The sequence below is a fragment of the Burkholderia oklahomensis C6786 genome, assembly GCF_000959365.1.
Lineage (GTDB): Bacteria > Pseudomonadota > Gammaproteobacteria > Burkholderiales > Burkholderiaceae > Burkholderia > Burkholderia oklahomensis.
Map to the genome: position 1 here is coordinate 3,552,251 of NZ_CP009555.1, position 25,814 is coordinate 3,578,064.

Genomic DNA, 25,814 nt, shown 5'->3' on the forward strand with positions numbered 1-25,814 from the left:
CGACGATGAAGATCGAACTGAAGTTTTTTGCGAGCGTGCGCGAAGCGCTCGGTGTCGCGAGCGAGACGGTGACGCTGCCGGACGGCGTCGCGACGGTGGGCGACGTGCGCGCGTGGCTGCGCACGCGCGGCGGCGCGTGGGCGGAGACGCTCGCCGAGGGCCGCGCGCTGCGGATGGCGTGCAATCACACGATGACGGACGCCGGCACGCGGATCACCGACGGCTGCGAAGTCGCGTTCTTCCCGCCCGTGACGGGCGGCTGAGGAGGCGGCGATGGCAACGGTGCGGGTGCAGACGGAAGACTTCGACGTCAGCGCGGAGATCGCGGCGCTGCGCGCGCGCAATCCGAAGGTGGGCGCGGTCGCGTGCTTCGTCGGCACGGTGCGCGACCTGAACGACGGCGATCAGGTCGACACGCTCGAGCTCGAGCACTATCCGGGGATGACCGAGAAGGCGCTTGCCGCGATCGCGGACGACGCGATCGTGCGCTGGCCGGGCATCGACGTCGCGATCGTCCACCGGGTCGGCAAGCTCCATCCGCTCGACCAGATCGTGCTCGTCGCGACCGTGTCCGCGCATCGCGGCGACGCGTTCGCGTCGTGCGAGTTCGTGATGGACTACCTGAAGACGCAGGCGCCGTTCTGGAAGAAGGAGAAGACGCCCGCGGGCGAGCGCTGGGTCGACGCGCGCAGCGTCGACGATGCGGCGCTCGCGCGCTGGGGCGTCGAGTCGGGGAACGCGAAGCGATCGTCGTAGGCGCGGCGCCGCCCGATCGGTCTTCGGCGGGCGCAGCATCGTTTCGTCGGGCGCGAAGAGGCGGGCAAGCTTGATTTCGAGCGTCCGAGCGGTTCCGCGGACGGTCGATCATCGATTTTCGGGCATCACGGCACCGTGCGGCGGCGGCATTCGAGCCCCGGCGCTCGTGATTGCGTCGATTTTGATGTTTAAACGTCAAGCTCCGGCAGGATTTTTCGCTTTCCTTTCCCTTCTTCGGCGCGCTGCGCGGCCATTCCGAGCGAGCCTGGGGCCGGCGGGCGGCCCGTTCGCTCACGCGTCGTCGTGCGCCGCGCGGCCGATGATCTTCGCCGGAAACGGCTCGCCGCGCGGCCGGCGCGCGCGTGCGTCGTCGTCGTCCGCGGGCCGCTTCGGCGCGATCAGGTCGAGAATGGCCTGCTGCTCGGCCGGAATCCGGTAATCCCAGCCGAAGCGGCTCAATTGCAGGCTCTGCGCGATCCGCAGCGCGGGCTCCATGAAGCGCACGGCCGCCGCGGGCTCGTAGCGCGCCTCGACGGTCTTCAGGAAGAGGGCGAGCCAGCGGCTGAAATGCGCGGGCTCGAGGCCGTCGAGCGGCTGGTGCGCGGCTTGCACGTTGCCGCGGTAGCCCTTCGTGCCGAGCACGAGGCTCGACCAGAATTCGCCCATTTTCGGCAGATGCTCGTCCCAGCGCCCGGCGAGCTTGCGCTCGAATACGGGGCCGAGGAGGGCATCGTCGCGCACGCGTTCGTAGAACGCGTCGACGAGCGCACGGATGTTCTCCGGGGTCGGTTCGGCGGCGCGCGTCGCCGCAGCGGCGACAGCGGAGATTTCAGAAGAAGCGTGGGTCATTTAAAAAAAGGGCCGGGTAACACGGCAGCACGGACATGCGATTTTGTCGCACAATAATAAACGGCCACCCTCTCAATAAAAGTGCTGACGGCTTGCATCTTATGACGCGGTCGTCGGATCGGCAATGGCAGACGCGCGGTCTTCGCGCGGGCGCCGATCGCACTGACACAACATCCATTTCGTAATGAGACTAACCGACTACACCGACTACTCTTTGCGCGTCATGTTGTTCCTCGCTGTCCGGGGCGAGGGCTTGTCGACGATCCAGGAGATCTCGGATGCCTACGGCATTTCCAAGAACCATTTGATGAAAGTGGTGCAGCAGCTCGGCGAGCTCGGTTGGATCGAGACGGTGCGCGGCCGCAACGGCGGCTTGCGCCTGAACGCGCAGTCCGCCGCGCTGACGGTCGGCGAAGTCGTGCGCAAGACCGAAAACGATTTCGCGCTCGTCGGCTGCTTCGCGGACGAGTCCGAGTCGCACCGCAGCTGCGTGATCCAGTCGGCGTGCCGGCTCAAGGGCGTGTTCGCGGCCGCTCGCGACGCGTTCTTCGCGGAGCTCGACAAGCACACGATCGGCGAGCTTTCGCAGCCGGCGTCGCAGCTTGCCGCGCTGCTCGGCCTCACTCCCGTGCGGATCGTGCCCGCGGCCGACCTCCGCGTGCCGGTGACCGTCGCCGGCTGACGCCGCGCGGCGCTTTCCCGACGCTTTTCGCGCGCGCGGCCGCGTCACCGCCGCGCGCGTTCTCGTTGCCGTCACGCGCCCGCGTGGCGCGTCCCTTTGCTGTGCCTCAATAAAAAACCGGCTTGAAAGGCGGATAACCATCCTCATTTGGTTGCTATTCGCAATGGAGGTCTCATTCATGAGAATCGACAAGCTCACCACCAAATTCCAAGAGGCGCTCGCGGACGCGCAAAGTCTCGCCGCCGGGCGCGACAACCAATACATCGAACCCGTTCACGTGCTCGCCGCGCTGATCGCGCAGCAGGACGGCTCCGCGCGCGCGCTGCTGTCGCGCGCGGGCGTGCACATCCAGGCGCTGCAAGGCGCGCTCAACGAAGCGATCTCGCGCCTGCCGCAAGTGACGGGCACGGGCGGCGACATCCAGGTCGGCCGCGAGCTCGCGGGCCTCCTGAACCAGGCCGACAAGGAAGCGCAGAAGCTCAACGACACGTTCATCGCGAGCGAGATGTTCCTGCTCGCCGTTGCCGACGACCGGGGCGAGGCGGGCCGTCTCGCGCGCCAGCACGGGCTCACGCGCAAGGCGCTCGAGTCCGCGGTCGCCGCGGTGCGCGGCGGCTCGCAAGTGCACAGCGCGGACGCGGAAAGCCAGCGCGAGGCGCTGAAGAAATACACGGTCGACCTGACCGAGCGCGCGCGCGCGGGCAAGCTCGATCCCGTCATCGGCCGCGACGACGAGATCCGCCGCTCGATCCAGATCCTGCAGCGCCGCACGAAGAACAACCCGGTGCTGATCGGCGAGCCGGGCGTCGGCAAGACGGCGATCGTCGAAGGGCTCGCGCAGCGGATCGTCAACGGCGAGGTGCCCGAGACGCTGAAGAACAAGCGCGTGCTGTCGCTCGACATGGCCGCGCTGCTCGCGGGCGCGAAGTATCGCGGCGAGTTCGAGGAGCGCCTGAAGGCGGTGCTCAACGACATCGCGAAGGACGAAGGCCGCACGATCGTCTTCATCGACGAGATCCACACGATGGTCGGCGCGGGCAAGGCCGAAGGCGCGATGGACGCGGGCAACATGCTGAAGCCGGCGCTGTCGCGCGGCGAGCTGCACTGCATCGGCGCGACCACGCTCGACGAATACCGCAAGTACATCGAAAAGGATGCCGCGCTCGAGCGCCGCTTCCAGAAGGTGCTCGTCGACGAGCCGAGCGTCGAGGCGACGATCGCGATCCTGCGCGGGCTGCAGGAGAAGTACGAGCTGCACCACGGCGTCGAGATCACCGACCCGGCGATCGTCGCCGCGGCGGAGCTGTCGCATCGCTACATCACCGACCGCTTCCTGCCCGACAAGGCGATCGACCTGATCGACGAAGCCGCGTCGAAGATCAAGATGGAAATCGATTCGAAGCCCGAAGAAATGGACAGGCTCGATCGCCGTCTGATTCAGTTGAAGATCGAGCGCGAAGCGGTGAAGAAGGAGCAGGACGAAGCGTCGCAAAAACGCCTGCAATTGATCGAAGAGGAAATCCGGCGGCTCGAGCGCGAGTACGCGGATCTCGAAGAGATCTGGACGGCCGAGAAGGCGGCCGTGCAGGGCAGCGCGCAGCTGAAGGAAGAGATCGACAAGGTGCGCGCCGACATCACGCGGCTGCAGCGCGAAGGCAAGCTCGAGAAGGTCGCCGAGCTCCAGTACGGCAAGCTGCCGCAGCTCGAGGCGCGCCACAAGCAGGTCACGCAGGCGGAGGAAAGCGAGCAGCACAACCCGACGCGGCCGCGTCTGCTGCGCACGCAGGTCGGTGCGGAGGAGATCGCCGAGGTCGTGTCGCGCGCGACGGGCATTCCGGTGTCGCGGATGATGCAGGGCGAGCGCGAAAAGCTCCTGCACATCGAAGAGAAGCTGCATGAGCGCGTCGTCGGCCAGAACGAGGCGATCGACGCGGTCGCCGACGCGATCCGTCGCTCGCGCGCGGGCCTGTCCGATCCGAACCGTCCGTACGGCTCGTTCCTGTTCCTCGGCCCGACGGGCGTCGGCAAGACCGAGCTGTGCAAGGCGCTCGCCGGCTTCCTGTTCGATACCGAAGAGCATCTGATCCGCATCGACATGAGCGAGTTCATGGAGAAGCACAGCGTCGCGCGGCTGATCGGCGCGCCGCCCGGCTACGTCGGCTACGAGGAGGGCGGCTATCTGACCGAAGCCGTGCGCCGCAAGCCGTACAGCGTGATCCTGCTCGACGAGATCGAGAAGGCGCATCCGGACGTGTTCAACGTGCTCCTGCAGGTGCTTGACGACGGCCGGATGACGGACGGGCAGGGGCGCACCGTCGATTTCAAGAACACGGTGATCGTGATGACGTCGAACCTCGGCTCGCAGCTGATCCAGGCGATGTCGGGCTCATCGCAGGAAGAGATCAAGGACGCGGTGTGGGGCGAGGTCAAGCAGCATTTCCGCCCCGAATTCCTGAACCGGATCGACGACGTCGTCGTGTTCCACGCGCTCGATCGCAGCAACATCCAGTCGATCGCGAAGATCCAGCTCGCGCGTCTGCACGAACGGCTCGCGAAGCTCGACATGGCGCTCGACGTGTCCGAGTCGGCGCTCGAGCAGATCGGCAAGGTCGGCTACGATCCCCTCTTCGGCGCGCGGCCGCTCAAGCGCGCGATCCAGCAGGAGATCGAGAATCCGGTCGCGAAGCTCATCCTCGCGGGCCGCTTCGGTCCGAAGGACGTGATCCCGGTCGACGTGCAGGACGGCAAGTTCGTGTTCGAGCGCGTCGTGCATTGATCGCCGCGCTCAGGCCGGGCGGGCCGGCGTTTCGTCCGGCTCGCCAAAGCAAACACCCCGCGCGAGCGGGGTGTTTTTTTATCGGCGGCGCGTTTCGGCGGCCGCCGCGGGGGCGCATCGCGCGGGTCGCCGTCGGCGCCGCACGCGATGCCGTGCGCCGCCGCTCAGGCCTGCTTGTTGCCGAACAGGCCCGCGAGCTGCGACAGCGTGCCGAGCACGTTCGACGTGTCGAGCTGGCCGTTCGCCGGCACTTCGCCGTTCGGCGTCGCGCCGTTGACGACGTGCGGCAGCACCTGCGCGAGGATGCCGGACGCCTGCTGCGGATCGATGCCGATCTTCTGCGCGAGCGCGCCGACCGTGTCCGAGCCGAGCACGTTCTGCAGCGTCTCCGGCGAGATCGGCTGGTTTTCGCCGGTGCCGATCCACGAGCCGATGATTCCGCCCGCGCCGCCCGCGTTGAATTTCTCGATGAGGCCGTTCAGGCCGCCCGGCTGGTTGTTGATGAACTCCAGCGCGGCGCTGACGAGTGCGTTCTGATTGCCGCCTTGGCCGCCGATCAGACCGCCAACGATGTCGAGTAGACCCATGATTCACCTGCTAGGTTGAGGCGGCGCCGCGAACGGCGCCGGTGGAACGAGGACGCCGCGCGCGACGCGCGGCGCCCGACTTATGCGCCCGATGCAGCGGACGCGGGCGTCGCCGCCTTGTTCTTCTTGCCCTTCTTCGAGCCCTTCGCCTTCGTCGACGACGCGGCGGCCGGCGCGCTCGCGTCGGTCGCGGCGCTCGCCGCGGCTGCGGCTTTTTCCTTCTTCTTCGATGCGCGCGTCTTCTTCGCGGCCGGCATGCTCGCCGCCGTCGCCGGCGTGGTCGCGGCAGGCGTCGGAGTCGTCGCGGACGGTGCGGGGGTTGCGGTCGTCGTGGCCGGAGTCGGCGCCGGTGCGGCGCTCGTCGTGGCCGCGGCCGGCTTCGCCGTGCTGGTCTTCGCTTTCGCGCCCGCCGGCGGCGTCGACGAGCCGCCGACCGTCAAGCCCGCCGCTTCGAGATTGGCGACCGACTTCGTGCCGAGGCCCTTCACGCGGTTCGCGAGATCGTCGGCGTCCTTGAACGGGCCGTTCTTCGCGCGCTCGTCGATGATCGCCTTCGACTTCACCGGGCCGAGGCCCTTCACCGATTCGAGCGCCGCCTGATCGGCGGTATTGACTTCGACCGCGGCGGCGAACGCTGCAGTCAGCGAAAGCGACAGTGCGATGACCAGCATCAGCAGCTTTTTCAGCATGGCGGGGGCTCCCTTGTGATGAAACGGATGAATGGCTGTCGGAACGGACGCCGGCGCGCGGCTCGGGCCGGGCGTTGCGTTCAAGCATAGGACAAATGCGTGCCCTTTTTAAGACAGCGGGGGCAATGTTGCGCACCGACGGCGACACTGTAAAGGCTGCGGCGGTGCGTGCGGGCGGGTTTTTACCATCTTTGACGGAAATCGGGCCGGACGGGGGCGAGCGGGCGGTGTGGCGCGTATCGAAGCGGCTGGCGGCGGTGGGCGTTGCTTGGCATCACGAACGGGCCGCGCGTCATGTCTCGTCCGTCGCGCATCGTTGGCGGTTGGCCGTTTGTCGGGCATCGTGCGCAAGCCGCAAGCCGCAAGCCGCAAGCCGATCGCCGCAAGCCGATCGCCGAAAACGGAAAGCCGAAGACCGCAAGCGCAAAAACGAAAGCGACGCATCCGAAGATATGGCGCAGCCGCCCACAGGAAATCGAAGGCCAGGCATCGGGAAGCAATCGGCAATCACGAATCCCGCCGACCGAGATCCGCAGGTTTCGGATATCGGCTGCGGCTCGCCGGGGCGCCCAGACCTCCGCCGGCTCATTCGTCGGCGCCCGTTCTCGCCGGCAGCGCGCCCTTCGTCGGCGCGAGGCGATTCGAACCATGCCACCGCTGGCCATCACGCACCGCTTGACTTAGAGTGCACTCTAAGTCCTAACCTTGAGAACGTCATGTCGAACGCATCGAAGCAAACATCCCAGCGCGCATTGACGATCGGCCAGGTCGCCGCGCTCGTTGGCGTATCGACGCACACGCTGCGCTACTACGAGCAGGCCGGTTTGCTGCGGTCGATCTCGCGCACGCAGTCGGGGCACCGGCTATACGCGCCCGCCGATCTCGATTGGCTGCGCTTCGTGATGCGCCTGAAGGCGACCGGGATGCCGATCGCCGGGATGCAGGCGTTCGCCGAGCTGCGCGCGCAGGGCGACGCGACGATCGGCGAGCGGCGTGCGCTTCTCGCCGCGCATCGCGACGCGGTGCGGGTGCAGATCGACGCGCTGCAGACGAACCTCGACGCGATCGTCGACAAGATCGCGTACTACGAGCGGGCCGAGCGCGACGCGATTCGACAGGCGACTCAACCCCAACCGGACAAGGACGAACGATGGAACAGCGCACTGCAGAAGACCGCTATACGCGAGGCTGGAACAAGCTGAAGGAAATCGACGGCGACGTCGGCGAGCGCGTGGTCGCGGCGCTCGCGCCGATCGCGCCCGACTTCGGGCGGCTGCTCGTCGAGTTCGGCTTCGGCGACATCTACTGCCGGCCGCAGCTCGATCTGAAGTCGCGCGAGATCGCGACGATCGCGTCGCTCGCGACGCTCGGCCACGCACAGCCGCAGTTGAAGGTGCACATCGAGGCGGCGCTGAACGTCGGCTGCACGCGCGACGAGATCGTCGAGGTGTTCATGCAGATGGCCGTGTACGCGGGCTTTCCGGCCGCGCTCAACGCGCTCTTCGCCGCGCGCGAGGTGTTCGAGCAGCGCGATGCCGCCGACGCGCGCGCGCATGCGTGACGACCGCGGCGGCGGCCGACGCCGCCGCACTCACGCGCGATGCGGCGCGACGATGCCGTACTTGGCGATGCGCCGGTAGAGCGTCGCGCGCGAGATGCCGAGCGCCAGCGCGGCCGCGTCGGGCCGCCAGCGATGCGCGGTGAGCGCGGCGACGATGCGGCCGCGCTCGTCGGCCGCGTCGGCGAGCGAAGCGTTCGCAGGCGGCGCGGCGCCGAGCTGCGCGGCGAGATCGGCGGGCAGATGGCGCAGCTCGACGCGCGTCGATTCGCACACCGCGCACGCATAGCGCAGCGCGTTGCGCAACTGGCGAATGTTGCCGGGCCACGCGAACGCGCGGAGCCGCTCGACGAGCGCGGCGTCGAGCGTCAGCACGTGGCCCGCCGCCTGCGCTTCCTCGCCGAACACCGCGTCGACGATTTCGCGAATGTCCGAGCGCTCGCGAAGCGGCGGCAGCTCGAACACCGCGCCGCTCAATCGGTAGTACAGATCTTCGCGGAAGCCGCCGTCGGCGACCATCCGCGCGAGATCGCGGTGCGTCGCGCAGACGACGTCGATATCGACGCGCACCGGCGTGTCGCTGCCGAGCGGCACCACTTCGCCGTCCGCGAGCACGCGCAGCAGGCGCGTCTGCAGCGCGAGCGGCATGTCGCCGATTTCGTCGAGGAAGAGCGTGCCGCCGTCGGCGAGCGCGATCTTGCCGCGCGCGCCATGGCGGCGCGCGCCCGTGAACGCGCCCGGCGCATAGCCGAACAGCTCGCTTTCGATCAGCGCCTCCGGCAGCGCGCCGCAATTGACGGCGACGAACGGCCGCGCGCGTCGCGCGCCCGCGTCGTGCACGGCGCGCGCGAACACTTCCTTGCCGACGCCCGTTTCGCCGAGCACGAGTATCGGCAGGCGCTTGCTCGCGACGCGCAGCGCGACTTCCGCGTGCCGCGCGATGCGCGGGTCCGCGCTGCGCAGAAACGGCGTCAGTGCGCCGACGCTGCGCCCGGCGTCGGCCGGGCGGCGCGCCGCATGGCCCGCGTCGCGCGGCGTGCGGCCGAGCGGCGCGCGGATCCGCGCATGGAGCGTCGCACCCGTGGCGCGCAGCCGCAGCGCGACGACCGCGTCGATCCGCCCGGCATCGCGCAGCGGCAGGTCGAACGTATCGAAGATTTCGTCGAGGTGGCGCGGCCGATCGAGCTCGGGCAGCGCGTCGCGCGCCTGTCGATTCGCGGCGACGACGTTGCCGCACTCGTCGAATGCGATCAGCCATTCCGGCTGCGCTTCGACGAAGTGGCGGTTCGGATGCCCGAACAGCACCCAGTGCTGCGCGGTTCGATGCAGGAAGTAGCCGTTCTCGATCAGCGTCGCGCTTTGCCGCACGAGCTGAAAGACGAGGCGCTGGCTGTCGCGATGGTCGGGCGACTGCACGGCGGACGCGTCTAGCACGCCGATCAGCTCGCCCGTCGGCGCGAAGATGGGTGCCGCGCTGCAGGTGAGCGTCGTGAACGCCGCGCGGAAGTGATCGGTCTTGTGCACGGTGATCGGCGCGAGATCGGTCAGCACGTTCGCGACGCCGCACGTGCCTTCCTCGCTCTCGGACCAGCACGAGCCGATGTGCAGCCCCGCGTGGCGAAAGTCGCCGCGCCGCTCGCGGTCGATCCGATAGTCGATCGTCACGCCGTGCGCGTTCGTCAGCATCACGCAGTAATCGGCGACGCGGATCATCTCGTGCAGCCGCGTCAGGCACTGGCCGGACGCGCGCAGAAACGCCTCCTCCCTGTCGCGCACTTCGCGCAGCTCCGCCGCCGTCAGCACGCGCGGGCCGATCGTCGATGCGGGATCGAGCCGGTAGCGCTCGAACGAGCGCTGCCAGGACGACGCGAGGCGCGGCGAATCGGCGGGCGCGGGCAGACGGCCTTCGAGCGCGCCGCGCACGCGATCCGCGTGCCGGGGCTGGGGGACGACGTAGGGCATGATCGGCTGAAACTTCGCGGCAGGGGACTCGGCGTTCTTGTAGCACATCCGCTTCGCGCGATCACCCTGCATTGCAGCACGACAAACGGCTGAGACATTTGTCTCAGCGCGCGTCTCACGCGCGTGAGACGCGCGCGAACGCCCATGCGGCGGGGTTTTGCGCGCGTGACGCGGCAATCGATGCGGCATGTCGAGCGGCGCTCGAGACGGCGAAGCGAGACGCGTCCCATGCGGCGACGCGTCGCCGAGCGCACCCGAATCGCCCGCAAGGCCGCGTGCGGCGGCGCGCTCGCGCCGATCGTCAGGTCTGCTGCTCGATGTGGCATGCCGCTTGCAGAGATCACGAGCAAGCCCGGTGCGCCCGCACCGGACATGACAACAGTTCGCGCGTCGCCTCGCGAACAGGAGACAAGCCCGTGACCTCGCCCGTTACCGTCGGCGTGATCGCGAACCCCGCATCGGGGCGCGACATCCGCCGTCTCACGACGCACGCGTCGGTATTTCCGACCGCCGAGAAGGCGAACATGGTCGTGCGCCTCTTCGCGGGACTCGGCGCGCTCGGTGTCGAGCGCGTGCTCGCGCTGCGCGACAAGACGGGCATCGCGACGCTGATCCTGCGCGCGCTCGATACGCACGCGGCCGTCGAGCGGCGCACGCGCTGGCCCGCCGTCGAATTCGTCGATCTGCCGATCACCGACGGCGTCGCGGACACGCACGCGGGCACCGCCTGCATGCGTCGCGCCGAAGTCGCGCTGATCGCGGTGCTGGGCGGCGACGGCACGCATCGCGCGGTGGCCGCGCATTGCGGCGACACGCCGCTCCTCACGCTGTCGACCGGCACGAACAACGCGTTTCCCGATCTGCGCGAGGCGACCGTCGCGGGGCTCGCGGGCGCGCTCGTCGCGACGGGCGCGGTGCCGGCCGACGTCGCGCTCGCGCGCAACAAGCGGCTCGTCGTGCGCTGCGTCGCCGGACCGGACCGCGGCCGCGAGGAGATCGCGCTCGTCGACGTGTGCGCGGCGCGGCAGCGCTTCATCGGCGCGCGCGCGATCTCGGAGCCGGAAGACATCGATTCGCTGTACCTGACGTTCGCCGAGCCGCACGGCATCGGCCTGTCCGCCTTGGGCGGCGCATGGGCGCCCATCGAGCGCCGCGCGCCGCACGGGCTCGCGGTGCGCTTCGCGCGCCCCGGCGAGCGCGGCGGCATGCCGCTCGTCGCGCCGATCGCGCCCGGCCGGATCGAGCGCGTCGTGATGCGCGGCTGCGAGCGGCTCGATGCGAACGCGTGGGTGCCGATCGAGCTCGAGCACGGCACGCTCGCGTTCGACGGCGAACGCGAGATCGAAGTCGCGCGCGGCGAGCGCTACGAGATTTCGCTCGACTGGCGCGGTCCGCTGACGGTCGATGTCGAGCGCACGCTGCGCCACGCGGCGTCGCACCGGTCGATCCTCGACACGCTCCCGCATACGCCCGCCGATCGAGCGGCGCACACGTGATTCCACCCGAGAAGGAGACGCAGCATGACAACACCGTTGGAAGGACAGGTCGCCGTGGTCACGGGCGGCGCGCGCGGCATCGGCCGCGGGATCGCGCTGTCGCTCGCCGCCGCCGGCGCGGACATTTTGCTCGCCGATCTGCTCGACGACGCGCTCGAGGCCACCGCGCGCGACGTGCGCGCGCTCGGCCGCCGCGCGGCGACGCTCAAGGTCGACGTGGTGCAGGAGGCGCAGGTCGAGGCGATGATCGCCCACACGATCGACGCGCTCGGCGGGCTCGACATCCTCGTGAACTGCGCGGGCGTGATCAGCATCCGTCCCGTCGCCGAGCTGACCGAGCGCGACTGGGACTTCGTGATGGACGTCAACGCGAAGGGCACGTTTCTCGGCTGCCGCGCGGCGCTTCCGCATCTGAAGGCGCAGCAGCGCGGCCGGATCATCAACGTCGCGTCGATCGCCGGCAAGGAGGGCTTTCCGAATCTCGCGCACTACAGCGCATCGAAGTTCGCGGTCGTCGGCTTCACGAACGCGCTCGCGAAGGAGCTCGCGCGCGACGGCGTGACCGTCAACGCGATCTGCCCGGGCATCGTCCGCACGTACATGTGGGACCGGTTGTCCGACGAATGGAAGCAGGCGGGCGAGTCCGTCGAGCAATCGTGGCAGCGGCATCAGCTGACGCTGATCCCGCAGGGCCGCGCGCAGACGCCCGAGGACATGGGCCGGCTCGCCGTGTTCTTCGCGACGATGGACAACGTGACCGGGCAGGCGGTGAACGTCGACGGCGGCTTCACGTTCCATTGAGCGCACCGAAATCCGCCGACGCGATGGTCGGCGATTTCACGGCGGCGCGATCCGATCGATACCAACCAAGGAGACAGACATGTCCGTTTCGAATCAGCTCGGCAGGGATCGCCTGCTGGAAGCGTATCGCCTGATGCGCACGATTCGCGAATTCGAGGAGCGTCTGCACGTCGAGTTCGCGACGGGCGAGATACCGGGCTTCGTGCACTTGTATGCGGGCGAGGAGGCGTCCGCGGTCGGCGCGATGCTGCATTTGAGCGACGTCGACTACGTCGCGACGACGCATCGCGGCCACGGCCACTGCATCGCGAAGGGCGTCGACGTGCGCAGCATGATGGCCGAGATCTACGGCCGCAAGACGGGCGTATGCCACGGCAAGGGCGGCTCGATGCACATCGCCGATCTGTCGAAGGGGATGCTCGGCGCGAACGGGATCGTCGGCGCGGGCGGGCCGCTCGTGTGCGGCGCGGCGCTCGCCGCGAAGCTGCGCGAGACGGGCGGCGTCGGCGTGTGCTTCTTCGGCGACGGCGCGTCGAACCAGGGCGTCGTCTTCGAATCGATGAACCTCGCGTCGGTGTGGCGGCTGCCGGCGATCTTCGTCGCGGAGAACAACGGCTACGCGGAGGCGACCGCGTCGAGCTGGTCGGTCGCGACCGACAACATCGCCGATCGCGCGAACGGCTTCGGGATGCCCGGCGTGATCGTCGACGGCTTCGATTTCTTCGCGGTGCACGAAGCGCTCGGCGAGGCGGTCGAGCGCGCGCGCGGCGGCGGCGGGCCGACGCTCGTCGAAGTGAAGTTCTCGCGCTACTTCGGCCACTTCGAGGGCGATGCGCAGACCTATCGCGCGCCGGGCGAAGTGCAGAAGCTGCGCGACGAGAAGGACTGCCTGAAGCGTTTCGAGGAACGCGTCGTGCGCGCGGAGGCGCTCACGCGCGAGGACTTGCGCGCGATCGACGCGGCGGTCGCGAAGCTGATCGACGACGCGGTCGCCGAAGCGAAGGCCGCGCCGCTGCCGGACGCGGCCGATCTGCTGACGGACGTCTACGTGTCGTATCCGTGAGCGGCCGACGCCCGACCCGACATACAACAGCATTCAGGAGACAGACATGGCACGGAAAATCAGCTATTCGCAGGCGATCAACGAAGCGCTCGCCCAGGAGATGGCGCGCGACGCGAGCGTCATCGTGATGGGCGAGGACAACGCGGGCGGCGCGGGCGCGCCGGGCGAGGACGACGCCTGGGGCGGCGTGCTCGGCGTGACGAAAGGGCTTTATCACAAGTATCCGGGGCGGGTGCTCGACACGCCGCTGTCGGAAGGCGGCTTCATCGGCGCGGCGGTCGGCGCGGCCGCGTGCGGGATGCGGCCCGTCGCGGAACTGATGTTCATCGACTTCATGGGCGTGTGCTTCGACCAGATCTTCAACCAGGCGGCGAAGTTCCGCTACATGTTCGGCGGCAAGGCGGTCACGCCCGTCGTGATCCGCACGATGATGGGCGCGGGGCTGCGCGCGGCCGCGCAGCATTCGCAGATGCTGACGTCGCTGTTTACGCACATCCCCGGCTTGAAGGTCGTGTGCCCCGCGACGCCGTACGACGCGAAGGGGCTCCTGATCCAGGCGATTCGCGACGACGATCCGGTGATCTTCTGCGAGCACAAGCTGCTGTACAGCCGCGACGGCGACGTGCCGGAGGAGTTCTACGCGATTCCGTTCGGCGAGGCGAACGTCGTGCGCGACGGCGACGACGCGACGATCGTCACGTACGGACGGATGGTGCACGTCGCCGTCGATGCGGCGGGCAAGCTCGCGAAGGACGGCGTGCAGGTCGACGTGATCGATCTGCGCACGACGTCGCCGCTCGACGAAGAGACGATTCTCGAGAGCGCGGCGCGCACCGGACGCGTCGTCGTCGTCGACGAGGCGAATCCGCGCTGCTCGATCGCGACCGACATCGCCGCGCTGATCGCGCAGCGCGCGTTCAGGTCGCTGCGTGCGCCGATCGAGCTCGTCACCGCGCCGCATACGCCGGTGCCGTTCGCGAGCGTGCTCGAGGAGCTTTACATCCCGTCGTCCGATGCGATTGCGCAGGCCGTGCTGAAAACGAGGAGCTGACACGATGTCGATTCACATGATCACGATGCCCAAGTGGGGGCTGTCGATGGAGCAGGGGCAGGTCAACGGCTGGCTGAAGGCGGTCGGCGAGCGGGTCGCGAAGGGCGACGAGCTCGTCGACGTCGAGACCGACAAGATCTCGTCGGGCGTCGAATGCGCATTCGACGGCACGCTGCGCCGGCAGATCGCGCAGGAGGGCGAGACGCTGCCCGTCGGCGCGCTGCTCGGCGTCGTCGCGGCGCAAGACGCGAGCGATGCGGACATCGACGCGGCCGTCGCCGCGTTCCAGCGCGACTTCGTGCCGGACGCCGCCGCGAACGACGATGCCGGCCCGCAGCCGGAGAAGGCGCGGATCGGCGGGCGCACGCTGCGTTTCCTGAAGCTCGGCGACGGCGGCGGCACGCCCGCCGTGCTGATCCACGGCTTCGGCGGCGACCTGAACAACTGGCTCTTCAACCACGCGGCGCTCGCCGCGCGCCGGCCCGTGTGGGCGCTCGATCTGCCGGGACACGGCGAGTCGGGCAAGGCGGTCGAGACCGGCAGCCTCGACGAGCTCGCCGACGCGGTGCTCGCGCTGCTCGATGCACAAGGCGTCGAGCGCGCGCATCTCGTCGGCCACTCGATGGGCGGCGCGGTCGCGATGGCGGCGGCCGAGCGCGCGCCGGCGCGCGTCGCGTCGCTCACGCTGATCGCGAGCGCGGGCCTCGGCGGCGAGATCGATCGCGACTACATCGACGGCTTCGTCGCCGGCAACAGCCGCAACACGCTGAAGCCGCATCTGACGAAGCTGTTTGCCGACGGCTCGCTCGTCACGCGGCAGCTCGTCGAGGATCTCGTCAAGTACAAGCGGCTCGAGGGCGTCGAGGCCGCGCTGCGGAAGATCGCGGCGGCCGCGTTCGACGGCGGCGCGCAGCGGCGCGTGTTCCGCGACCGCGTCGCGTCGCTCGCGCCGCGCACGCTCGTGATCTGGGGCGAAGCGGACCAGGTGATCCCCGCGCATCACGCGCGCGGCTTGCCGGACGGCGTGCGCGCCGAGGTGCTCGGCGGGCGCGGGCACATGGTGCAGATGGAGGCGGCGGCCGATGTGAACCGCCTCGTCGACGCGTTCCTCGGAGACTGACGATGGCCGCCTCGCGAACCGCCGCACCGGCCGCCGTGCTCGATTCCGCCGGCGCGACGGCGCTTGGCCAGCCGGGCGTGCGCAGTCGCGACAAGCTCGCGCGGATTCCGGTGCGCATCGTCCCGGCCGACGGCCCGGCGCTGCCGAAGCCGCCGTGGCTGCGTGCGCGGCCGATGATGAGCGAGACCGTCGCCGCGATGGCGGGGGTGCTGCGCGCGCATCGGCTGCATTCGGTGTGCGAGGAGGCGATGTGTCCGAACATCGGCGAATGCTTCGCGCAGCGCACCGCGACGTTCATGATCATGGGCGGGGTGTGCACGCGCCGCTGCCCGTTTTGCGACGTCGCGCACGGCCGGCCCGCGCCGCTCGATCCGGACGAGCCCGAACGGCTCGCCGACGCGGTCGCGGCGCTCGGCCTGCGCTTCGTCGTGATCACGTCGGTCGATCGCGACGATCTGCGCGACGGCGGCGCCGCGCACTTCGCGCGCTGCGTCGCGGCCGTGCGTTCGCGCGTGCCGGGAATCGGCGTCGAGATCCTGACGCCGGACTTCCGAGGCCGCGCCGAGCGCGCGCTCGACGCGCTGTCGGCCGCGTGGCCGGACGTGTTCAATCACAACGTCGAGACCGTGCCGTCGCTGTACCGCGCGGCGCGGCCGGGCGCCGACTATCGCGGCTCGCTCGAGCTGCTCGCGGCGGCGAAGCGCGCGCGGCCGTCGCTCGTGACGAAGTCGGGCTTGATGGTCGGGCTCGGCGAGCGTGACGACGAACTGCGCGACACGATGCGGGATCTGCGCGCGCACGGCGTCGACGTGCTGACGATCGGCCAGTACCTCGCGCCGTCGCGCTTCCATCTGCCGGTGCGGCGCTACGCGACGCCGGACGCGTTCGCGGCATGGCGCGCGGACGCGCTTGCGCTCGGCTTCGCCGAAGTGGTGGCGGGGCCGCTCGTGCGGTCGTCGTATCACGCGGGGGAACTGGCGCACGGGCGCTGACGCGCAGGCTCGACATTGGGAGCGGGAGGCCGGGCGCGGGAAGGCGGAGATCGGAAATCGGAAATCGGAAGACGGAAGACGGAAGACGGAAGACGCGCATCGAAAAGCACAAGGCGGAAGGCGCCCGCCGCCCGTCACCGCCCGCCGCTCAGCTCCCGCCGCCCGATGCGCCGCAGATAGAGCGCGAGCCCGCCGCCCGCGAGGATCAGGCTCGCCGTATTGGCGATCCAGAAGCCGCGCGCGCCCGTGAGCGGCGCAGGCACGACGCCGCCGACGTCGAAGCCGAGCAGATAGCCGCCGCCGAGCCCGACGCCCCACAGCGCGACCGCATAGATTGCAGTCGGCACGACGGCGACCTTGTGCGCGCGCAGCACGAACGCGGTCGTGATCTGCAGCGCGTCGAAGAAGTGATAGAACGTCACGATCGCGACGAGCGGCATCGCAGCCGCGACGACGGCCGGATTCGGCGTGTAGCCCGACACGATCAGCGGCCGCAGCGCGAACACGACGATCCCGTACACGCACGCGGCCGCGCATGCGAGCGCGATCCCGTGCCGGCCGAGCGCGCGCGCTTCGTCGAGCCGCTTCGCGCCGAGCGCGCGCGCGACGAGCGTCGACGACGCGACGCCGATGGAAAGCGGCATCATGTACAGCACCGCGCCGACGTTGCTCGCGATCTGATGGCCGGCGAGCGTCGTCGTGCCGAACTGCGCGATGAAGAGCGCCATGAACGTGTACGACGTGACCTCGATCAGATACGAGAGCCCCATCGGCACGCCGAGCGTGAGGAGCGCCTTCTGCCGCTGCCAGACGGGCCGCGTGAAGCGCGAGAAGATCGCGAGCGGCTCGAACACGTCGAGCTTCGCGAGCAGCGTGAAGCCGACGATCGCGAGCGCCCAGTTGATCAGCGTGCTCGCGAGCCCGCAGCCGGGGCCGCCGAGCGCGGGCACGCCGAGGCCGCCGAAAATGAACCAGATGTTGAGCGGCACTTTGACGGCGAGCGCGCCGATCTGCAGGCTCATCGCGAGCCGCGGCTTGCCCGCCGCATTCGTCAGCGCGTTGTAGATCCGAAAGAGCAAGCTCGCGGGCAGCCCGAACGACAGGATGCGCAGATACGCGACCGTGCGCTCGTGCAGCTCGGCGGGCGCGTGCGCGATCTGCAGCAGCGGCTGCGGAAAATGCAGCAGCAGGAAGCCGGGGACCGCGAGCAGCACGGCGAGCCACATCGCCTGGCGCACTTCCTCGCCGATCTCGGCGTAGCGTCGCGCGCCGTACAGCTGTCCCGTGATCGGCTGCAGCGCCGACAGGATCCCGGTCAGCCCGATGTAGACCGATATGTAGATCGACGTGCCGAGCCCGAGCGCCGCGAGATCGAGCGCGGAGAAGCGGCCGACCATCGCGGTGTCGATCACGCCGAACGCGATGATCGCGAGCTGGCCGACGAGCACCGGCCACGCGAGACCGGCAATCCTGCGGAGGTCGCCGAGCATCGGTCAGCGGGCCTTGTGCGGCGGGCGGCGCTTGACGGGCGTTTTCGGGCGTTCGATCCGTTCGTACAGACGGAAGCGCTCGTCGCGGTCGGCGGCGCGGCGGCCTTCCCACACGAGACGCCACACGTACTGCGACATCGAGCTCGGCTCGCCGAAGTCCGCGCGGTCCTGGCGCAGGATCACGTCGCAGTCCTCGGTGAACGAGAAGTGCATGTCGCCGAAATACGCGAACGTCGCGATCTGCGCGTCGCCGAGACGCACGGGCGAGATGCACTCGTAGTCGGACGGCAGGTGCGCGGCGATCTGCTGCGCGACGTCGCGATAGGTCCGGCTGTAGTTGACGATCGGCAGCCACAATGTCATCAGCAGCACCCACATCAGCGTCGTGCCCGCGCTCGACAGCACGACGCTGCGCCACAGCACCTTCGGCTGCCGCGAGATGCGCCAGCGCACGAGCGCGAGCCAGCACGCGGTCGCCGCGATCGCGCAGACGAACGACAGCACCTTGAAATGCGGCTCATAGCCCGGCACGAGGCGGCCGAGATTGCGCGCGAGCGGATGCGGGAAGCCCGTCAGCGACGCGAGCCACACGAGCCACACGAACGTGCCGAGGATCGTGAAGCTCAGCACCGCGAACCAGTCGATCGCGTTGATCGCGCCGCGCTTGAGCGTCGGCAGCGCGAACGTCGCGACGACGGCGAGCGGCGGCAGCAGCAGCATGTACATCCGGTTCGTCTGCTGGCTCTGCAGGATCACGAGCGCGACGAGCGGCATGACGACCGACAGCGGAATCGCGATATGCGGCCGGCGCCGCAGGCCCGCCCAGCTCACCCACGCCCAGATCGCGAGCGGCCACGCGGGCCACGTGAAGAGCGGCAGGTTCTTCGCCGCGTACGCGAGCACCGTCGTCGGCGGGCCGGAGAAGCGCATCAGGCTGCCGTGCAGCCATTGATCGAAGAACCAGCCCGCGTCGTCGGGGAATGCGGCGAGCGCGGCGAACGGCCAGATCGCGAACACCGCGACGGCAAGCGGCAGCCCGATCGCGGGCACCTGCACGCAGCGGATCTCGGGCGTGACGAGATAGAGCGCGAGCGTGCCGACCGCGAGCGCGGCGACGAGCACCGGATTGCCCGACAGCGCGACGAGGCCGAGCGCGACGCCCCAGCAGAGCGCGCCTTGCACCGGCTTGTCGATCGCACGCACGAGCCCGTAGACGAACATCGCGATCCACGCGAACTGCGCGAGCTGCGGCGTCGTCTCGTGGCCGCGCTCGGCGAGGCCGAAGCAGGCGAGCAGGACGAGGAGCGCGCCGTCGGCGAGCGTGCGGCCGTAGTCGCGCGGCTCGGGCTCGCCGCCGAACGCATACTTGAACGGCTGGATCTCGGCGCGCCGGCCGAGCAGATACGCGGCATACCAGACGAAAGCGGACGCGACGCAGAACAGCACGCCCGAATAGACGCGCGACGCGTTGCTCGCGTCGATCCACGGCAGCGCGCGGATCGCGAGGCTGCCGAGCCAGTAGCCGAGCGGCCCGTCGGACGTAATGAACTTGCCGACGAGATTCGGCAGCAGCCAGTCGTGCAGCCCGCCTTGCGCCATCGTCCACATCACGCCGAAGCCCGCCGCGTCCTCGTTCTTCCACGGATCGCGGCCGAACAGCCCGAACGCCGCATAGACGATGCAGAGCGTGAGCAGCAGCCAGCGCGGCAGTGCGCGGGTGGCGGAAGCGGTAAGGCGAACGACAGGCTTCATGCAGATGGGCGGCAGAGGATGGGTGACATGCCCGACGCGGGCGCGGCGGGCCATTTCGAGCATCCGGCATTGTAGACGCGCACGACGACGCGCGTCAGCGAACCGGACGGCCCGCGCGGCGCTCGGCGGCCGAGCGGGATGAGCGGGGACAAAAAAAGGCAGCCTGGGCTGCCTTTTTTGCGGAGCCGGTCCGGCGCGAGGCCGGTGCCGAGGTGGGCGCGAAGCTTACTTCGCAGCCTTGCCGCTGGCGCGTGCGCCGAACTTGTTCTTGAACTTCTCGACGCGGCCCGCCGTATCCATGATCTTTTGCTGGCCGGTGTAGAACGAGTGCGATTCCGACGACACTTCGATCTTCGCGAGCGGGTAGGTCTTGCCGTCGAGCTCGACGGTTTCGCGCGTCTGGATCGTCGAGCGCGTGATGAACTTGAAGCCGTTCGACATGTCTTGGAAGACGACTTCGCGGTAATCCGGGTGAATGCCTTGTTTCATGGTTTTTTCCAGTGTGAGAGCGGTAGCCAGCCCGCCGCTTGCGCATCGCGGCGCGCTTCGCATCATGCCCGGACAGCCGGGACATGCTTGCTGGGCGCACCGTGAATCGACGCCGGTCGGCGCTGCGCGGTGCGAAAGCCCGGCGCGAGCCACTTGCCTAAGGTCGAAAGCTCGCGATTATGCCAGAAAATCAGACGCTTGGCGAATTTTTCGTCAGGCGCGCGCGGCAGGTTGCGCGAGGATGCCCGTTTGCGCGGGATCCTGCCGGTAATAGCGGGCGAGCAGCCGGTAAAGCTCCGGAAATTCGGCCTCGAACGCCCGGGGCTTCACGAAGAGCGCCTCGCTGCAGACCGCGAAGAATTCCGACGGGTGGTCGGCTGCATAGGGATCGATCAGCGAATCGCGCTCGAAGCGCGCCCACGCTCGGTCCGGCACTGCGTCGACGCGGTCGCAGAATTGGTCGTACGCATGGTCGAACACGTCGGCCCAGCGTTCGGCGTCGAGGCCCGGCGCATGCCAGCGGCGAAAAAGGGGCGGATGACCGTCGGCCGGGCCGCTCATCATGTCGATCTTGTGCGCGAATTCGTGGATCACGACGTTGTACGCGTCCGAGCCGTCCGACATCTGCACGTCCTCCCACGACAGGATCACCGGGCCGCCTTCCCACGCTTCGCCGCTCGCGTCGTGCTCGACTTCGTGAACGACGCCGTCCTCGTCCTCGACCGTCTTGCGGATCACGAACTCGCCCGGATAGACGACGATGCCGACCCAGCCGCGATACAGGTCGAGGCCGAGGTTCAGCACGGGCACGCACGCCTGCGCGGCGATGCCGACGACGATCGCATCGGTGAGCTCGAGCCCGTGTGCGGTCGAGAACGACTTCTGCGCGAGAAAGAGACTCGTCGTCTCGCGCAGCCGCTCCCGGTCTTCGCTCGACAGATACGACAGAAACGGCAGGCGCTCGAGCGTGTCGCGCCACAGCGCATCCGGGATCGGATGCGAGCGCAGCGCGCGGTCGCGGCGGCGCGCGTCGAACCACTGGGTGAGTTTGGAAAACATCGGGGCGGAGAGGGCGTGAATCGACAGGCGCTAAACGTACCTCAATCGATCTCTTTTTGCCAGGCGGCGAAGATGCCGCCGCAGATCGCGACGCCCGCGAGAAAATAGAAGCCGTCGAGCGACGACAGGAACGACGCCTGCTGCGCGATCGTCCGGCTCACGGTGACGAGCGCGAGCGCGTGCGCGTCGTTCAGCGCGTGGCCCGCCTCGGCGAAGCCGCGCGTCAGCGTGTCGATGGTCTGCTGGAACAGCGGGTTGTAGACGTTCGCCTGCTCGACGAGCCGCGTCTGATGCACGGCGAGCCGGTGCTGCTCGACGATGATGACGGACGCGGTCGCGAACGAGATCGTCAGTTGTCGAACGATGTTCTTCAGCCGGTAGCCGTGCGAATACTCTTCGATCGCGAACACGCGAAACGTCAGATTCGCGACGGGCAGCACGATGAAGAGGAGCAGCAGTCCGCGCATCAGAAGCGGCACGATGAGCGCGGCCTGGCCGACGTCGGGCGCCATCCGCGTCATCCACAGTGCGGCGAACGCGGCCATCGCGAAGCCCGGCACGATGATCCATTTCTTGTGCGTGAGGAGCTTCGCGTAGCGCAGATAGACGAAGAGCGCGCTCGCGGAGATCAGCGACATCGTGCCGACGAGCCGCCCGGCATTCTCGACCGGATAGCCGAGCCCGGTCTCGAGAAAGCGCGAGATCAGGTAGCTGTAGCCCGTCGTCTCGTAGTAATAGAACATGTAGAGCAGCAGGCCCACCTGGAACGTGCGTTCGCGAAACGCGTGCAGCCGCACGAGCGGCGCCGGATGATGCCACTGGTGATGGCCGAACCACGCGAGCGCGGCGAGGCCGCCCGCCGTCAGCAGCACGAGCTGCGGCGAGCCGGCGAAGAGCTGGAAGCGCACCTGCTGCATCACGATCTGCAGCGCGGCCTGCGCGAGCGCGAAGATCACGTACGGCCAGAAGTGCGCGCTGCCGCGCTCGTCGGGCGGCGTGTGGCCGGAATCCGGCAGCGCGACGAATGCGAGCGCCGCGAACAGGATGCCCGTCGGCACCGTGCACGCGAACAGGGCGCGCCACGTGAAGTGGGCGACGAGCAGGCCGCCCGCGATCGGCGCGAGCGCGCTGCCGAGCAGCAGCATGATGAGGAACGCGCGCGTCGCAGGCGGGCGGTCTTTCGGCGCGAAGCTGATCTGGATCAGGATCCGGCACGCGCCCATCATCGGGCCGATGAAATAGCCCTGGAAGCCGCGCGCGAATGCGAGCTGCAGCGACGTGTCCGCGAGCGCCGCGGCGGCCGCGCCGAGCGAGAACATCAGCATGCAGCCGGCGACGTAGCGGCGATGCCCGAGCCGGTCGACCCACCATTGCTGCTGCAGGATGCCGAGCACCGCGGTCACCGCGTACGCGCTCGACGCCCACACGAGCTCGTCGGGCGACGCGTTGATCCCGCCCGCGATGTAGCTCGCGAAGAACGAGAAAGCCGCGTTGTCGAAGTAGTCGAGGCCGGTGACGATCGCGAGCACCCATGGAAAGAAATCGCCGCGCAGGTTCGCGACGCTCCAGAGCGGCGGCCGATCCGGCGCCGCGCTCATGCGTCGGTCCCGCCCGTCTTGCGGCTGCTCGACTTGCGGCCGCGCACCGCGGCCCGGCGCTGGGCGATCAGCTCGTCGGGGTTTTCGCCGGCGAGCCGGCGCTCGACGTAATCGATGTCGTGCTGCAATTCCTTCTTCAGCGCGCGTACCTCCTTCAATTCACGCTGCGCGGCGGCGATGCGCGCATCGAGCGTCGCGATCTGCTGCGACAGATCCGCGTGAATGTCGCGCAGCGACGCGTCCGAGTAGCGCCGCCGTCCGTCACCCGTCGCTTCGAGCGGGCGCTTCAGCATCTCGGTGATGCCGTGCAGCGAGAAGCCGAGCGCGCGCAGCCGCAGGATGCGCTCGAAGCGCTCGAGATCCGCGACGTCGTACAACCGGTAGCGGCCTTCGCTGCGCGACGGCGTGACGAGTCCGCGCTCCTCGTAGTACTTGAGCGTGCGCGGCGTCACGCCGAGCCGCTCGGCGGCGTCGCGTACGGTCAGGAGCAGGGTGGACGGGGCGTCGCTCATGGCGAGGAAATCTCCGGGCGACGAAGGATCGATGTCCGCGATTATAGATCAACGTGTACGTTCACGTACATGTTGAGGGATAAAAAAACCGCCCGGCGAGCGGGCGGTTCTTTGCTGCGGCATGCGAGCGGGCGGGCGTCAGCCGCCGCGGCGCATCAGATCGAAGAATTCGGCGTTGTTCTTCGTCTGGCGGATCTTGTCGAGCAGGAATTCCATCGCTTCGACTTCGTCCATGTCGTGGATGAACTTGCGCAGCACCCAGATCTTCTGGAGGATCTCGGGCTTGATCAGCATCTCTTCGCGACGCGTGCCGGACTTGTTCAGGTTGATCGACGGATAGACGCGCTTTTCCGCGAGGCGGCGCTCGAGGTGCACTTCCATGTTGCCCGTGCCCTTGAACTCTTCGTAGATCACGTCATCCATGCGGCTGCCGGTTTCGATCAGCGCGGTGCCGATGATCGTGAGCGAGCCGCCTTCCTCGATGTTGCGCGCCGCGCCGAAGAAGCGCTTCGGGCGCTGCAGCGCGTTTGCGTCGACGCCGCCCGTCAGCACCTTGCCCGACGCCGGGATCACGGTGTTGTACGCGCGCGCGAGACGCGTGATCGAATCGAGCAGGATCACGACGTCGTGCTTCATCTCGACGAGGCGCTTGGCCTTCTCGATCACCATTTCGGCGACCTGCACGTGACGCGTGGCCGGTTCGTCGAACGTCGACGCGATCACTTCGCCCGCGACCGAGCGCTGCATTTCGGTCACTTCCTCGGGGCGCTCGTCGATGAGGAGCACGAACAGGATCACGTCCGGATGGTTCTGCTTGATCGCGTGCGCGATGTGCTGAAGCATCACCGTCTTGCCGGACTTCGGCGACGCGACGAGCAGGCCGCGCTGGCCCTTGCCGATCGGCGCGATCATGTCGACGATGCGGCCCGTCACGTTTTCCTCGCCGCGCATTTCGCGCTCGAGCGCGAGCGGCTTGTTCGGGTGCAGCGGCGTGAGGTTCTCGAACATGATCTTGTGTTTCGAGGCCTCGGGCGGCTGCCCGTTGACTTTGTCGACCTTCACGAGCGCGAAATAGCGCTCGCCGTCCTTCGGCGTGCGGACTTCGCCTTCGATCGTGTCGCCGGTGTGCAGGTTGAAGCGGCGGATTTGCGACGGACTGATGTAGATGTCGTCGGTGCTCGCGAGGTACGACATTTCCGGCGAGCGCAGGAAGCCGAAACCGTCCGGCAGCACTTCGAGCGTGCCGTCGCCGAAGATCGTTTCTCCCGTCTTGGCGCGCTTTTTGAGAATGGCGAACATCAACTCCTGCTTGCGCAGGCGGTTCGCGTTTTCGATCTCCAGGCCATTGGCCATTTCGATCAATTCGGAGACGTGCAGAGACTTGAGCTCGGATAAATGCATACGGAGATCCCGCCAGGGAGGAGATGCGACGAAAGATATAGGGAGGAGGGCGAGCGGAATCGCTCAGAGACTTATGTGCGTCTTATCGACGTTTTTGATTCTAGCATAGGCCGATTCGGGCTTGAGCGACCGATCGGCGGATTTCGCGGCGCACGTGTTGTCAGCCGACAACACGTGCGCCGCGGCGCATCCGTTTAGAGATGGCTGTCCAGGAACGCGGTGAGCTGCGACTTCGACAGCGCGCCGACCTTCTGCGCGGCGACCGCGCCGTTCTTGAAGAGGATCAGCGTCGGGATGCCGCGCACGCCGAACTTCGCGGGCGTCGCCTGGTTGTCGTCGACGTTGATCTTCGCGATCTGCAGCTTGTCGCCGTAATCCTTCGCGACTTCGTCGAGGATCGGGGCGATCATCTTGCACGGACCGCACCACTCGGCCCAGAAGTCCAGCAGGACCGGCTTGTCGGACTTGACGACGTCTTGCTCGAACGATGCGTCGCTGATGTGTTTGATCTGTTCGCTCATTGGGTCAATACCTCTTTCGGTTCGGGGACTGCCTGCGCCGGCTGCCCACGGGCTTTGCCGGTCGCCGGGGCAGGAAGCTCCGCTCTTGCGAAAAGAAGGGCGTGAGGGCTGCATACCGCGGCTCGCGGGTCATTCGGGCGTCATATTAGCCTAAATTGCTATCCGCTGTTGACGGCGATAGTAGCCGCTACGCGAATAGGGGGGATGCGCATCCATCCGGCTCGCCGCCCGCGTGCGGATCAAATGGGAGCGGCGCGGCGAATTGCAAGAGGCGAGAGGCGGGCAGGATTCGGGCGGGCGGCGCGTTCGCGACGGTGCGGATCGGCATCGGGAATGGCGCGATTTGCCGTCTCGTATGCGAATAACGGTCGCGCCGCTCGCGAAGCGATGCTAGAATGCGCCGTGACGGGCCTCCTCGCATGGTGGGACGGTCAACCTGGTCAGGTCGGGAACGAAGCAGCCACAGCCGTTTTCCGCCAGTGCCGAGGGTCGGGCTCGTCACCTTCCGCTTGAATTTCCCGCTCGCATTCTTCCGTTTTTCTCCCTTTCCTTTCGCTTCCCAACCGGCTCCGATGTGCGCGCATTTCGCGACGTTCAACCTGTCGGCGCG

The 25,814-nt window shown here is 68.3% G+C and carries 25 protein-coding genes and 1 other RNA gene; 14 read left to right on the plus strand and 12 right to left on the minus strand.

Going from position 1 to position 25,814, the window contains the following annotated elements; translation table 11 throughout:
• Window positions 1-5: 5 nt before the first annotated feature.
• Window positions 6-263: a molybdopterin converting factor subunit 1 gene (moaD, locus tag BG90_RS15820; protein ID WP_010115001.1), complete on the plus strand. Its 258-nt coding sequence runs from the start codon at window positions 6-8 to the stop codon at window positions 261-263.
• Between the two features lie 10 nt (window positions 264-273).
• Complete coding sequence (moaE, locus tag BG90_RS15825) at window positions 274-756, plus strand: molybdopterin synthase catalytic subunit MoaE (protein ID WP_010115002.1); 483 nt, start codon at window positions 274-276, stop codon at window positions 754-756.
• Between the two features lie 291 nt (window positions 757-1,047).
• On the opposite strand, the gene BG90_RS15830 is transcribed toward moaE, so the two are convergent.
• Window positions 1,048-1,605: a group III truncated hemoglobin gene (locus tag BG90_RS15830; RefSeq protein WP_010115003.1), complete on the minus strand. Its 558-nt coding sequence runs from the start codon at window positions 1,603-1,605 to the stop codon at window positions 1,048-1,050.
• A 184-nt stretch (window positions 1,606-1,789) separates the two neighbouring features.
• On the opposite strand from BG90_RS15830, the gene BG90_RS15835 reads away from it, so the two are divergent.
• Both BG90_RS15835 and clpB read left to right on the plus strand, forming a co-directional pair.
• Window positions 1,790-2,287: an Rrf2 family transcriptional regulator gene (locus BG90_RS15835; RefSeq protein ID WP_010103163.1), complete on the plus strand. Its 498-nt coding sequence runs from the start codon at window positions 1,790-1,792 to the stop codon at window positions 2,285-2,287.
• Between the two features lie 178 nt (window positions 2,288-2,465).
• Window positions 2,466-5,063, plus strand: a complete 2,598-nt coding sequence (clpB, locus tag BG90_RS15840; RefSeq protein ID WP_010115004.1) for an ATP-dependent chaperone ClpB — start codon at window positions 2,466-2,468, stop codon at window positions 5,061-5,063.
• A 164-nt stretch (window positions 5,064-5,227) separates the two neighbouring features.
• On the opposite strand, the gene BG90_RS15845 is transcribed toward clpB, so the two are convergent.
• Together BG90_RS15845 and BG90_RS15850 are read right to left on the minus strand one after the other, a co-directional pair.
• Window positions 5,228-5,650, minus strand: a complete 423-nt coding sequence (locus BG90_RS15845; protein ID WP_010103168.1) for a YidB family protein — start codon at window positions 5,648-5,650, stop codon at window positions 5,228-5,230.
• 80 nt (window positions 5,651-5,730) lie between these two features.
• A complete protein-coding gene (locus BG90_RS15850) occupies window positions 5,731-6,339 on the minus strand; it encodes a ComEA family DNA-binding protein (RefSeq protein WP_010115006.1) in 609 nt (202 codons plus the stop codon).
• 264 nt (window positions 6,340-6,603) lie between these two features.
• Between BG90_RS15850 and BG90_RS35165 the strand changes: the two genes are divergently transcribed.
• Genes BG90_RS35165 through BG90_RS15860 form a run of 3 tightly spaced genes read left to right on the plus strand, consistent with a single transcriptional unit; the run spans window position 6,604 to window position 7,900 of the window.
• Window positions 6,604-7,023, plus strand: a complete 420-nt coding sequence (locus tag BG90_RS35165; protein WP_124072264.1) for a hypothetical protein — start codon at window positions 6,604-6,606, stop codon at window positions 7,021-7,023.
• Between the two features lie 32 nt (window positions 7,024-7,055).
• Window positions 7,056-7,541, plus strand: coding sequence for a MerR family transcriptional regulator (locus BG90_RS15855; RefSeq protein ID WP_010103172.1), 486 nt, complete (start codon window positions 7,056-7,058; stop codon window positions 7,539-7,541).
• Window positions 7,490-7,900, plus strand: a complete 411-nt coding sequence (locus BG90_RS15860) for a carboxymuconolactone decarboxylase family protein (RefSeq protein WP_010115008.1) — start codon at window positions 7,490-7,492, stop codon at window positions 7,898-7,900. Before BG90_RS15855 ends, BG90_RS15860 begins: the two co-directional genes overlap by 52 nt.
• 30 nt (window positions 7,901-7,930) lie before the next feature.
• Here BG90_RS15860 and BG90_RS15865 read toward each other — a convergent pair whose 3' ends face one another.
• Window positions 7,931-9,859, minus strand: a complete 1,929-nt coding sequence (locus tag BG90_RS15865) for a sigma-54-dependent Fis family transcriptional regulator (RefSeq protein ID WP_045568321.1) — start codon at window positions 9,857-9,859, stop codon at window positions 7,931-7,933.
• A gap of 416 nt (window positions 9,860-10,275) precedes the next feature.
• Between BG90_RS15865 and BG90_RS15870 the strand changes: the two genes are divergently transcribed.
• From BG90_RS15870 to lipA, 6 genes are all read left to right on the plus strand, one after another.
• Window positions 10,276-11,355 carry an ATP-NAD kinase family protein gene (locus tag BG90_RS15870; RefSeq protein ID WP_045568216.1) on the plus strand — a complete coding sequence of 360 codons (1,080 nt, stop codon included), beginning with the start codon at window positions 10,276-10,278 and terminating at the stop codon, window positions 11,353-11,355.
• A gap of 24 nt (window positions 11,356-11,379) precedes the next feature.
• Window positions 11,380-12,156 (plus strand): SDR family NAD(P)-dependent oxidoreductase, encoded by a 777-nt coding sequence (locus BG90_RS15875; RefSeq protein ID WP_010115016.1) that lies wholly within the window; start codon window positions 11,380-11,382, stop codon window positions 12,154-12,156.
• A 79-nt stretch (window positions 12,157-12,235) separates the two neighbouring features.
• Window positions 12,236-13,219 (plus strand): thiamine pyrophosphate-dependent dehydrogenase E1 component subunit alpha, encoded by a 984-nt coding sequence (locus BG90_RS15880; RefSeq protein ID WP_010111773.1) that lies wholly within the window; start codon window positions 12,236-12,238, stop codon window positions 13,217-13,219.
• 46 nt (window positions 13,220-13,265) lie between these two features.
• Entirely contained in the window at window positions 13,266-14,270 is a 1,005-nt protein-coding gene (locus BG90_RS15885) for an alpha-ketoacid dehydrogenase subunit beta (protein WP_010115018.1), read from the plus strand.
• A 4-nt stretch (window positions 14,271-14,274) separates the two neighbouring features.
• The gene (locus BG90_RS15890; protein ID WP_010115020.1) at window positions 14,275-15,390 is read left to right on the plus strand and encodes an acetoin dehydrogenase dihydrolipoyllysine-residue acetyltransferase subunit; all 1,116 of its coding nucleotides are present in this window, start codon (window positions 14,275-14,277) and stop codon (window positions 15,388-15,390) included.
• 2 nt (window positions 15,391-15,392) lie between these two features.
• Window positions 15,393-16,382 (plus strand): lipoyl synthase, encoded by a 990-nt coding sequence (lipA, locus tag BG90_RS15895; RefSeq protein WP_010115024.1) that lies wholly within the window; start codon window positions 15,393-15,395, stop codon window positions 16,380-16,382.
• 134 nt (window positions 16,383-16,516) lie between these two features.
• On the opposite strand, the gene BG90_RS15900 is transcribed toward lipA, so the two are convergent.
• From BG90_RS15900 to trxA, 8 genes are all read right to left on the minus strand, one after another.
• On the minus strand, window positions 16,517-17,872 hold the full coding sequence (locus tag BG90_RS15900; protein WP_010115026.1) for an MATE family efflux transporter: 1,356 nt from the start codon (window positions 17,870-17,872) through the stop codon (window positions 16,517-16,519).
• A gap of 3 nt (window positions 17,873-17,875) precedes the next feature.
• Window positions 17,876-19,624 carry an ArnT family glycosyltransferase gene (locus BG90_RS15905; protein ID WP_010115027.1) on the minus strand — a complete coding sequence of 583 codons (1,749 nt, stop codon included), beginning with the start codon at window positions 19,622-19,624 and terminating at the stop codon, window positions 17,876-17,878.
• Window positions 19,625-19,849: 225 nt separating this feature from the next.
• Window positions 19,850-20,113, minus strand: a complete 264-nt coding sequence (locus tag BG90_RS15910) for a type B 50S ribosomal protein L31 (protein ID WP_010103191.1) — start codon at window positions 20,111-20,113, stop codon at window positions 19,850-19,852.
• A 213-nt stretch (window positions 20,114-20,326) separates the two neighbouring features.
• The gene (locus BG90_RS15915; protein ID WP_010115031.1) at window positions 20,327-21,172 is read right to left on the minus strand and encodes a M90 family metallopeptidase; all 846 of its coding nucleotides are present in this window, start codon (window positions 21,170-21,172) and stop codon (window positions 20,327-20,329) included.
• 41 nt (window positions 21,173-21,213) lie between these two features.
• A complete protein-coding gene (locus BG90_RS15920) occupies window positions 21,214-22,770 on the minus strand; it encodes an MFS transporter (protein ID WP_010115033.1) in 1,557 nt (518 codons plus the stop codon).
• Window positions 22,767-23,282 carry a MerR family transcriptional regulator gene (locus BG90_RS15925; protein WP_010115035.1) on the minus strand — a complete coding sequence of 172 codons (516 nt, stop codon included), beginning with the start codon at window positions 23,280-23,282 and terminating at the stop codon, window positions 22,767-22,769. Before BG90_RS15925 ends, BG90_RS15920 begins: the two co-directional genes overlap by 4 nt.
• Window positions 23,283-23,420: 138 nt before the next feature.
• On the minus strand, window positions 23,421-24,683 hold the full coding sequence (gene rho, locus BG90_RS15930) for a transcription termination factor Rho (protein WP_010103198.1): 1,263 nt from the start codon (window positions 24,681-24,683) through the stop codon (window positions 23,421-23,423).
• Between the two features lie 194 nt (window positions 24,684-24,877).
• Entirely contained in the window at window positions 24,878-25,204 is a 327-nt protein-coding gene (gene trxA, locus BG90_RS15935) for a thioredoxin TrxA (protein WP_009890789.1), read from the minus strand.
• A gap of 404 nt (window positions 25,205-25,608) precedes the next feature.
• Here trxA and ffs point away from each other — a divergent pair.
• An RNA gene (gene ffs / locus BG90_RS32980) (signal recognition particle sRNA small type) lies at window positions 25,609-25,707 on the plus strand.
• The last annotated feature ends 107 nt before the right edge of the window (window positions 25,708-25,814 follow it).